The sequence below is a fragment of the Cellulomonas sp. B6 genome, from assembly GCF_001462455.1.
Classification (GTDB): domain Bacteria; phylum Actinomycetota; class Actinomycetes; order Actinomycetales; family Cellulomonadaceae; genus Cellulomonas.
In genome coordinates this window covers 1-8,568 of record NZ_LNTD01000132.1, presented here as the reverse complement: position 1 = coordinate 8,568, position 8,568 = coordinate 1, and the positions used below count along the sequence as shown (strand labels likewise).

7 protein-coding genes are annotated in these 8,568 nt (G+C 76.4%); 3 read left to right on the top strand and 4 right to left on the bottom strand.

Going from position 1 to position 8,568, the window contains the following annotated elements; translation table 11 throughout:
* Positions 1-207: 207 nt before the first annotated feature.
* Positions 208-804 (top strand): isochorismatase family protein, encoded by a 597-nt coding sequence (locus ATM99_RS12540; protein WP_062103231.1) that lies wholly within the window; start codon positions 208-210, stop codon positions 802-804.
* A gap of 25 nt (positions 805-829) precedes the next feature.
* Here the strand turns inward: ATM99_RS12540 and rsmI are convergent, their stop codons facing one another.
* A complete protein-coding gene (gene rsmI, locus ATM99_RS12535) occupies positions 830-1,672 on the bottom strand; it encodes a 16S rRNA (cytidine(1402)-2'-O)-methyltransferase (RefSeq protein ID WP_062103234.1) in 843 nt (280 codons plus the stop codon).
* Positions 1,673-2,004: 332 nt separating this feature from the next.
* Here rsmI and ATM99_RS12530 point away from each other — a divergent pair, with 332 nt between their 5' ends.
* Positions 2,005-3,936, top strand: a complete 1,932-nt coding sequence (locus ATM99_RS12530; protein ID WP_223305051.1) for a dolichyl-phosphate-mannose--protein mannosyltransferase — start codon at positions 2,005-2,007, stop codon at positions 3,934-3,936.
* Positions 3,937-3,976: 40 nt separating this feature from the next.
* On the opposite strand, the gene ATM99_RS12525 is transcribed toward ATM99_RS12530, so the two are convergent.
* Positions 3,977-5,470 (bottom strand): family 20 glycosylhydrolase, encoded by a 1,494-nt coding sequence (locus tag ATM99_RS12525; protein WP_062103230.1) that lies wholly within the window; start codon positions 5,468-5,470, stop codon positions 3,977-3,979.
* Between the two features lie 207 nt (positions 5,471-5,677).
* Here ATM99_RS12525 and ATM99_RS12520 point away from each other — a divergent pair, with 207 nt between their 5' ends.
* Entirely contained in the window at positions 5,678-5,944 is a 267-nt protein-coding gene (locus ATM99_RS12520; protein ID WP_062103229.1) for a GlsB/YeaQ/YmgE family stress response membrane protein, read from the top strand.
* A gap of 90 nt (positions 5,945-6,034) precedes the next feature.
* Here ATM99_RS12520 and ATM99_RS12515 read toward each other — a convergent pair whose 3' ends face one another.
* Positions 6,035-7,435 carry a UTP--glucose-1-phosphate uridylyltransferase gene (locus tag ATM99_RS12515; RefSeq protein WP_062103228.1) on the bottom strand — a complete coding sequence of 467 codons (1,401 nt, stop codon included), beginning with the start codon at positions 7,433-7,435 and terminating at the stop codon, positions 6,035-6,037.
* A gap of 73 nt (positions 7,436-7,508) precedes the next feature.
* Positions 7,509-8,471, bottom strand: a complete 963-nt coding sequence (locus ATM99_RS12510) for a LysR family transcriptional regulator (protein WP_223305048.1) — start codon at positions 8,469-8,471, stop codon at positions 7,509-7,511.
* Between the last annotated feature and the right edge of the window lie 97 nt (positions 8,472-8,568).

Here is an 8,568-nt window from a genome sequence, read left to right as displayed (position 1 = left end):
TCCCCTGCTCCCCTCGACGGACAGCCTCCCGGCACGACGGACAGGGGCACGCCCGTGTCCGTCGTGCCGCAGGACTGTCCGTCGACGGACAGTGACGGGACGCGCGCGGCACGGGCTCCCGGGTCGCGCGGGCCGTCCGTCGACGGAGCGCGCCGGGTCGGACGCCGGGGCGGGGCGCCGGTCGCCACCGGGAGGCAGGATGGGGGCATGACGCGTGACGAGGGGACCGACGGGACGCGGGCGCTGCTCGTGGTCGACGTGCAGCCGACGTTCTGCGAGGGCGGCGCGCTCGCGGTCGAGGGCGGTGACGCCGTGGCCGCGGCGATCGCGCGGTACGCGGCCGAGCACCGCGACCGCTACGCGCTGGTCGTGACGACGCAGGACTGGCACGTCGACCCGGGCGCGCACTTCTCCGACGAGCCCGACTACGTCGACACGTGGCCGCCGCACGCGGTCGTCGGCACCCCCGAGGCCGAGCTGCACCCCGCCCTGGCGGACCTGCGACCCGACGCGAGCGTCCGCAAGGGCGAGTACGCGGCCGCCTACTCGGGGTTCGAGGGCGTCGACGCCGACGGCCGTGCGCTGGGCGCGCTGCTGCTCGACGCCGGGGTCTCCGACGTCGACGTCGTCGGCATCGCGGAGTCGCACTGCGTGCGCGCGACCACGCTCGACGCGCTCACGCTGGGGCTGCGCGCGCGGGTGCTCACCGACCTCACGGTGCCGGTGACGCCCGAGCAGGGCGCGGCGGCGCGCGAGGCGATGGCCGCGGCGGGCGCCGAGCTGGTCGACTCCGCGGCGCTCTGACGCGCCCGCCGCGCGGCGACCCAGGTCAGGCGGTCCGGGACGCGAGCGCGGCGGCGTACAGGTCGCGCTTCGGCACGCCCGCGGCCTCGGCGACCTCGGCGACGACGGCCTTGAGCCGCTCACCGGCGTCGACGCGTGCGAGCACCTCGGGGACGAGGTCCGCGACGTCGCGCGGGCCGTCGTCGGGCGCGCCGCCGACGACCAGCACGACCTCGCCGCGCACCTCGCCCGCGTGCGCCCACGCCGCGAGCTCGGCGAGCGGGCCGCGGCGCACCTCCTCGTAGGTCTTGGTCAGCTCGCGGCACACCGCGCCCGGCCGGTCGGGGCCGAACGCCGCGACGAGCGCGTCGAGCGCGTCGGCGGTGCGGTGGGGCGCCTCGAACAGCACCATCGTGCGGCGCTCGGCCGCGAGCGCCGCGAGCGTGCGTGCCCGCTCGCCCGCCTTGCGCGGCAGGAACCCCTCGAAGCAGAACCGGTCGGTCGGCAGACCCGACAGCGCGAGCGCCGCGAGCACGGCCGACGGCCCGGGAGCGACCGTCACGGGCAGGCCCGCGGCGACCGCGGCCTGGACGACGCGGAACCCGGGGTCGGACACCGTCGGCATGCCCGCGTCGGTCACCACCAGCACGGTGCCGCCGCCCGCCACGACGTCCAGCAGGTCGTCGGAGCGGCCCGCCTCGTTGTGCTCGTGGTGGCTGACGACGCGCCCGCCGATCGTCACGCCGAGCCGCGCCGCGAGCGCACGCGTGCGGCGCGTGTCCTCGGCCGCGACGACGTCGGCGTCCGCCAGCAGGCGTCGCAGGCGCGCGGACGCGTCCTCGGCGTCGCCGATCGGCGTCGCGGCGAGCACGAGCGCACCGCCGCGCACCGAGCGTCCGGCCGTCGTGCGCCTCGCGTCCGGCGCGGGGTCGTCGTGCGCGGGGTCGTCGTCCGCGGGGTCGTCGTCGGCGGGGTCGTCGTCCGCGACCTCGGCGGCCGTCCTGGTGCCGGCGTCCCGGCCGTCGTCGTCGGGCCGGACGTCGGGCTCGGCATCAGGCGCGGCGTCGGGCTCGGGCTCGGCGGCGGGCGGGGTCGTCGACGTCACCGGACCAGCCTGCCACCCCGGTGCACCGCGGGCCGTCGCGGCGTGCGCGGACGCCCCGCGGGGCGCGACCGGACGCGCCGGGTTCGCCCCGTTGCGGGTACCCCTACGATGGCCCGGTGTCGACCGACGGAGACGCCACCGATCGCCAGCCGACGGGGCCGGGGGCGCCCCCGGACCCGGCGACGGGCGCGCTCCCACCCGAGGGCGCGAGCGACGCCCCGGCCGCGTCCCCGACGGGCGACGCGCACCCCGACGAGGCCCTCGTCGCGGGCGCGCCCGCCGCGGGGGCGGCGCCACCGGCCACGGGGCCCGCGACCGCGGCCGGTCACGGGGCGCCGTGGCCCACCGGCGCCGGCCCGGCCGAGGCCGTCGACGGGGCCCGCACCGGCACCGCGGTGGCCGACTCCCCCGACCCCGCGGACACCGTCGTCGAGCCCCAGGAGCCCTCCGAGCCGCGGCTGCTGCGCCGCCTGCTCGGGGCCGGGACCCTCGCGCTCGACGCGACGCCCCGCGCACGACTGACCGGGTGGCTGTGGGCCCTGGCCGTCACCGCGCTCGGCGGGTTCCTCCGCTTCTGGGACCTCGCACGGCCGCACTCGCTGGTCTTCGACGAGACGTACTACGTCAAGCAGGCGTTCTCGCTGCTGGTGCGCGGGTACGAGGCGTCGTGGGGCGACGAGCCCAACCCGCGGTTCGAGGCCGGGGACACGAGCATGCTCGGGACCGACCCCGAGTACGTCGTCCACCCGCCCGTCGGCAAGTGGATGATCGCGCTCGGCATGCGGCTGGGCGGCGGCGTCGAGAGCTCGTTCGCGTGGCGCCTGGCCGCCGCGGTGTGCGGCACGCTCGCGGTGCTGATGATCGCCCGGATCGCGCGTCGGCTGTTCGCCTCGACGGCGCTCGGCACGGTCGCGGGGCTGTTCCTCGCGCTCGACGGGCAGGCGGTCGTGCAGTCGCGGATCAGCCTGCTCGACCCGTTCCTCATGTTCTTCGTGCTCGCCGCTTTCGGGTTCCTGGGCCTCGACCGGGAGCAGGCCAGACGCCGGCTCGCGGCCCGCGCCGCGGCGGTCCTGGAGGCCGGTCACCCCCTGCGCTGGGGCCCCGGGCTCGGGTTCCGGTGGTGGCGGCTCGCGGCGGGCGTCGCGCTGGGCCTCGCGATCGGCACCAAGTGGTCGGGCATGTACTTCCTGGCCGTGTTCGGCCTGCTCACGGTCGCGTGGGACGCGACCGCACGACGCACCGCCGGGGTGCGGCCGTGGGTGCGCGCGACCCTCGTCAAGGACGCCGTCGTCGCGTTCCTCGTGATGGTGCCGACGGCGCTGCTCACGTATCTGGCGTCGTGGGCGGGCTGGTTCGCGTCGACCGACGGCTGGAACCGGCAGTGGGCCGCGAGCCACCCCGGCGAGGGCGCGCAGTGGCTCCCACCCGCGCTGCGCTCCCTGTGGGCCTACCACCAGGACATGTGGCGGTTCCACAACGGCCTCGAGACGCCGCACTCCTACGCGGCCGGGCCGCTGGGCTGGATCGTGCAGTGGCGGCCCACGTCGTTCTACTACCCGACCGAGGTCTCGAGCCTGACCGGCGACGCCGCGCAGCAGGCCTGCGGCGCGGACTCGTGCTCGCAGGCGATCCTCGCGGTCGGCAACCCCGTGCTGTGGTGGGCCGGCGCCGCCGCGGTCCTCGTCGCCCTGTTCTGGCTGGTGCGGTACCGCGACTGGCGGGCCGGCGCGGTGCTGTCGGGCCTGCTGGCGGGCTGGGTGCCGTGGTTCGCGTACGCGCACCGCACGATCTTCACGTTCTACACCGTGGCGTTCGTGCCGTGGGTCGTGCTCACGCTCGTCTACGTGCTGGGGCTGCTGGTGGGTCCCCGCGTCGAGGAGGACGGGACCGCGCGCGAACGGCGCGCCCGCCGCGCGACGGTCGTCGCCGTGGGCGTGTTCGTGGCGGTCGTCGCGGGCGTCGGGCTGTTCTTCTACCCCGTGTGGGCGGGGTGGGTGATCCCGTGGCAGCAGTGGCACATCCGCATGTGGCTGCCCACCTGGATCTGACGTCCGCCGACCCGACGCCCGCGCGGACCCGCGGCGGAGGTCAGCCCGCCGGCTCGGACGCGACCGGCGCCGACCAGCGACCCTGCGGCGAGCGGTGCCACGCCAGGCCGAGCTGGTCCCACACCTCGCCGTGCGGTGCGAGCCGCGTCGTGAAGTCGTCGAAGTCGCGGCGCCCCAGGTCGCTCCACGCGACCTCGGCGACGGCCGCGAGGCGCGGGAGGAGCATGGTGGTCAGGTCGTCGAGGGTCCGCAGGGTCTCGGTCCACACCGCGGCCTCGACGCCCGCGACGGCCTCGGGCGGCAGCCCCACGACGAGCGTCGCGGGGTCCCACTCGTAGGAGTCCCGCAGCTCGACGTGCCCGGCCCACTCGAGCCCGAGCGGGAAGTCCGGGCCGTACTTCATGTCGAGGTACACCCGCGAGCCCGGTGACATCAGGATGCGCGCCCCGGCGCGCGCGGCGCGCACGAACGGCGCGGGGTCCACGCGCGTGTCCCAGTACTGCACGACGGTGCCCGCGGGCAGGTCCGGCACCGAGGCGACCTCCTGCCACGCGACGACCCGCTTGCCGTGGGCGGTGACGGCCGCGGCGGCCGAGCGCACGAGCCGCTCGTACTCGTCGTGGCCCATCGTCAGGACCTCGTCGCCGCCGATGTGCAGGTAGTCGCCGGGCGTCATCTCAGCGAGGTCGCCGAACACGTCCGCGAGGAACGCGTGCGTCTCCGGCAGGTCGTCGTGCAGCCGCGAGAACCCGACCTCGATGCCCAGGTACTCCTCGACCGGCTCGCCGTCGGGGTTGAGCTCGCCGTACGCGTGCTGCGCGGCGTTGACGTGACCGGGGACGTCGATCTCGGGCACCACCCGGACGGCACGGGCCCGCGCGAACGCGAGGATCTGGTCCCAGTCGGCGCGCGAGTAGTGCCCGCCGGGGTCGCCGTCGACCGAGTGCGCGCTCGCGCGCCGCACGAGCCCGGGACGCGACGGCAGGTCGAGCCGCCACGCCTGGTCGTCGGTCAGGTGCAGGTGCAGCACGTTGAGCTTGTAGTGCGCCATCAGCCCGATGACGACCTCGAGGTCCGCGACCGTGACGAAGTGCCGCGCGACGTCGAGCGACAGCCCGCGCCACGCGTAGCGCGGTGCGTCCTCGATGCGGACGGCCGCCGCGTGGGCCCCGCCGTCGGGGTGCGCGCGCAGCAGCTGGCGCAGCGTGACGACGGCGTGCACCAGCCCGTCGGTGGTGCGCGCCTCGAGCGCGACCCGTCCCTCGCCGACGACGACGCGGTACGCCTCGGGACCGGGCGGCAGGTCGTCGACCAGTCGCATCCGCACGACGCCCGGCGCGTCGAGCTCGGCGTAGCGGATCTCGACGGGACGCCCGCTGACGCGGCCCAGCAGGTCGGCCGTGAGCACGGCCACCGGCACCAGCTCGTCGGCCGCGTCGACGACCACGACCGTCGACGGCGAGATCACGAACGGCGGCTCGGACGACGGCTCGAGCACGAGCGGCGCGGGCACCACCGCGAAGACGTCGGACACGGGACTCCCTCACGGACGACGGACGGCACCGGCGCTCCGCAACCTACCCGCCCCCGGCCCGTGAGGGGCCCGGATCGCACGGAACGGCGGCACACCGGCCGCGACAGTCGCCCGTCGCTCGACAGGCGCTCGACGGGCGGGAACGCCCGACCCGTCCTAGTTTGCTCCCAGACCGGTCTTCGGTCGACGGCGAGCGAGGAGAGCACCATGGGCATCGGCGGCATCATCAGCGCGATCGTGGTCGGCGCGATCATCGGCGCGCTCGGGCGGTTGGTCGTGCGCGGCAGGCAGAACATCTCCATCCTCGTGACGATCATCATCGGCATCGTCGCGGCACTCATCGGCACGTGGATCGCGTCGCTCGTCGGCTGGGACACCACGCCGGGCGTCGACGTGCTGGAGCTCGTGATCCAGGTCGCGCTCGCGGCGCTCCTGGTGAGCCTGTACGTCGGCTCGGCGGGGCGTCGTCGCTGACGCGGCCCGCAGGCAGCACGAGGGCGGTCCGACCCCGGGGGGGTCGGACCGCCCTCGTGCGTCCGCGGCCGTGCGTCCGGCCGACGGACCTCAGCGGGTGGTGTCCGCGGCGGCGGCGACCACGCCCGTCGCGTCGAGCGTCGCACCGTCGGGGACGCGTCCACCCTCGCCCTCGAGCACGGCGTCGCCGCGCACCGTGACGTCGGCGCCGAACGTCCAGTCGCCACGGACACGCAACGACGTCGCCTCACGTAGCGACGGCACGTGCGGCACGTGCGCGTCGAAGTCGCCGACGAGCGCGTGGTGAGCCGGGTCCAGGTCGACGAACGGCGCGTCGACCTGCGCGACGAGCCGGTGCGCGTCGTCCTCGGCGTAGACGTCGGAGCGCAGCACCAGCAGGTCGTTGGTCGTCTTGACCGGCAGGAACCGGTCGCGCCCGACCTCGAGCACCGCGGCCCCGTCGAACACCTCGATCGCGGCACCCATCGCGGACTCGATCTGCACGACCCGCGGTGAGGCCTTGTCGGTGGGGTCGACGGTCTTCTCGTTGCGGATGAGCGGCAGGTCGAGGACGCCGCCCGTGCGGTCGAGCTCGGCCGCGAGCGCCTCGAGGTCGAGCCACAGGTTGTTGGTGTTGAAGAACGCGTGCGTCGCGATGTCGGCGGCCGCGTCGGCGTCGTCGGGGTGGGTCTGCGCGGTCTCGCGCAGCACGATGCGCCCGTCGGCGCGGCGCACCACGAGGTGGCCGCCCTTGCGGTCGGCGGGCGTGCGGCGCGCGACCTCGGCGGCGAACGGGGCGCCGGTCGACGCGAACCAGCCGGCGACGCGCGCGTCCGGGGTCGCCCCGAGGTTGTCGGAGTTGGAGACGGACGCGTACCGGAACCCGGCGTCGAGCAGCGCGGTCAGGACCCCGGACGCGTGCAGCGCCGGGTACAGGTCGCCGTGGCCGGGCGGGCACCACTCGAGCGACGGGTCCGCCTCCCACGTGACGGGCGTGAGCCCGTCGACGAGCAGCTTGGGCTCGCGGTTCTGCAGGAAGTCGAGCGGCACGCCGTCGACCGCGAGCGTGGGGTGCGCGGCGAGCGCCGCGAGGCTGTCGTCGCGCGTGCGGAACGAGTTCATGAGCACGAGCGGCAGGCGCGCGCCGGTGGCCGCGCGGGCGGCGAGCACCTGGTCGGCGATGACGTCGAGGAACGTGCGGCCGCCGCGCACGGGCAGCAGCGACTTGGCGCGGTCCATGCCCATCGAGGTGCCGAGGCCGCCGTTGAGCTTGACGACCGCGGTCCGCGCGAGCGCCTCGCGGGCCGCGTCGGGGTCGACGTCGAGGTCGGCGAGCCGGGGCACGTCGGTCAGCGGGGCGACGTCCGCCTCCCGCACGATCCCCGTGCTGCCGCTCTCGAGGAGGCCGTAGAACCGGGTGAACGCGTCGACCGCGGCCGTGGGAACGCCGGCGTCACGCATCTTCTGCTGGGCGAGGGCGAGTCCGTTCATGGCTCGACAGTAGGGGGCGGCGGCGCGTCCGACCCGTCGAACGACGGACCCGCTGCGCGCACGCCGCCGCTGGTCAGGCGGGCCCTCGGCCCGGGGCGCCCACCGGGTCGACGTCGTCGTGCACGACCCGCAGGAAGTCGCGCGCGGCGCTCGTGGGCCGGGAGCCGGCCCACAGGACGGTGAGCGGACGCGTGATCCGCAGGTCGTGCACGCGCACGCGTGCGAGCCGGCCCGCGCGGACGTCGTCGGCGACCGCGAGCGCGCTGAGCGCCCCGGGGCCGGCGCCCGCCATGACCGTGCTGCGCACGCCCAGGGTCGTGGGGAGCACGGCGGCGGGGTCCGCCCGCAGGGGGTGCCCGGCGCGCTCGAGCGCGTCCTCGAGCGCGCGCCGCGTGCCGCTGCCCGGCTCGCGCAGCACCAGCGGGGTCGCGGCGAGCTCGACCGCGCGCACGGTCCCGGCGACCGCCCACGGGTGGTGCCGCGGCACGACGACCTCGACGGTGTCGTGGCCGAACGTCGCGGACCCGAGGTCGGTGGGCACCGACGGCGTCTCGACGAACCCGAGGTCGACGGTCCCGCCGCGCACGGCCTCGACGACGGCGGCGCTGTTGACCGACTCGAGGCGCACCACGACGTCGTCGTCGCCCCGGCCCGCCCGCCACCGCGCGACCCAGCCGGGCAGCAGGTGCTCGGCGATCGTGAGGCTCGCGGCGATCCGCACGGTCCGCTCGCGGTCGGCCCGCAGCGCCCCGACCACGCCCGTGAAGTCGTCGCTCGCCGCCAGCAGCGCCGCCGACCACCCGACGACGAGCTGGCCCTCGCGCGTGAGCCGCGAGCCGCGGGCCGAGCGCACGAGCAGCCGGGTGGCCAGCGCGCTCTCGAGCCCGCGCACGCGCAGCGACACGGCCTGCTGGCTCACGCCGAGCCGCTCGCCGGCGGCCGAGATGCTGCCGGTCTCGGCGACCAGCGCGAGCGCGCGCAGCGCCGCGAGGTCGGGCTCCCGGTCCACGTGCGCCTCCTGGTCGTCGCGCGTCACGACGTCGGGCACAAGCGTACGTTGTGGCACGCGCGGGTTCTGCCTCTACTGCCGACGCGCGGCGGCGCGCACCCTGGCGGGGTGTCACCCGCACCAC

Excerpts from the sequence above, each read along its gene's own strand:
- ATM99_RS12540 (WP_062103231.1), top strand. The coding sequence starts at position 208 with ATGACGCGTGACGAGGGGACCGACGGGACGCGGGCGCTGCTCGTGGTC.
- ATM99_RS12520 (WP_062103229.1), top strand. The coding sequence starts at position 5,678 with ATGGGCATCGGCGGCATCATCAGCGCGATCGTGGTCGGCGCGATCATC.
- ATM99_RS12515 (WP_062103228.1), bottom strand. The coding sequence starts at position 7,435 with ATGAACGGACTCGCCCTCGCCCAGCAGAAGATGCGTGACGCCGGCGTT.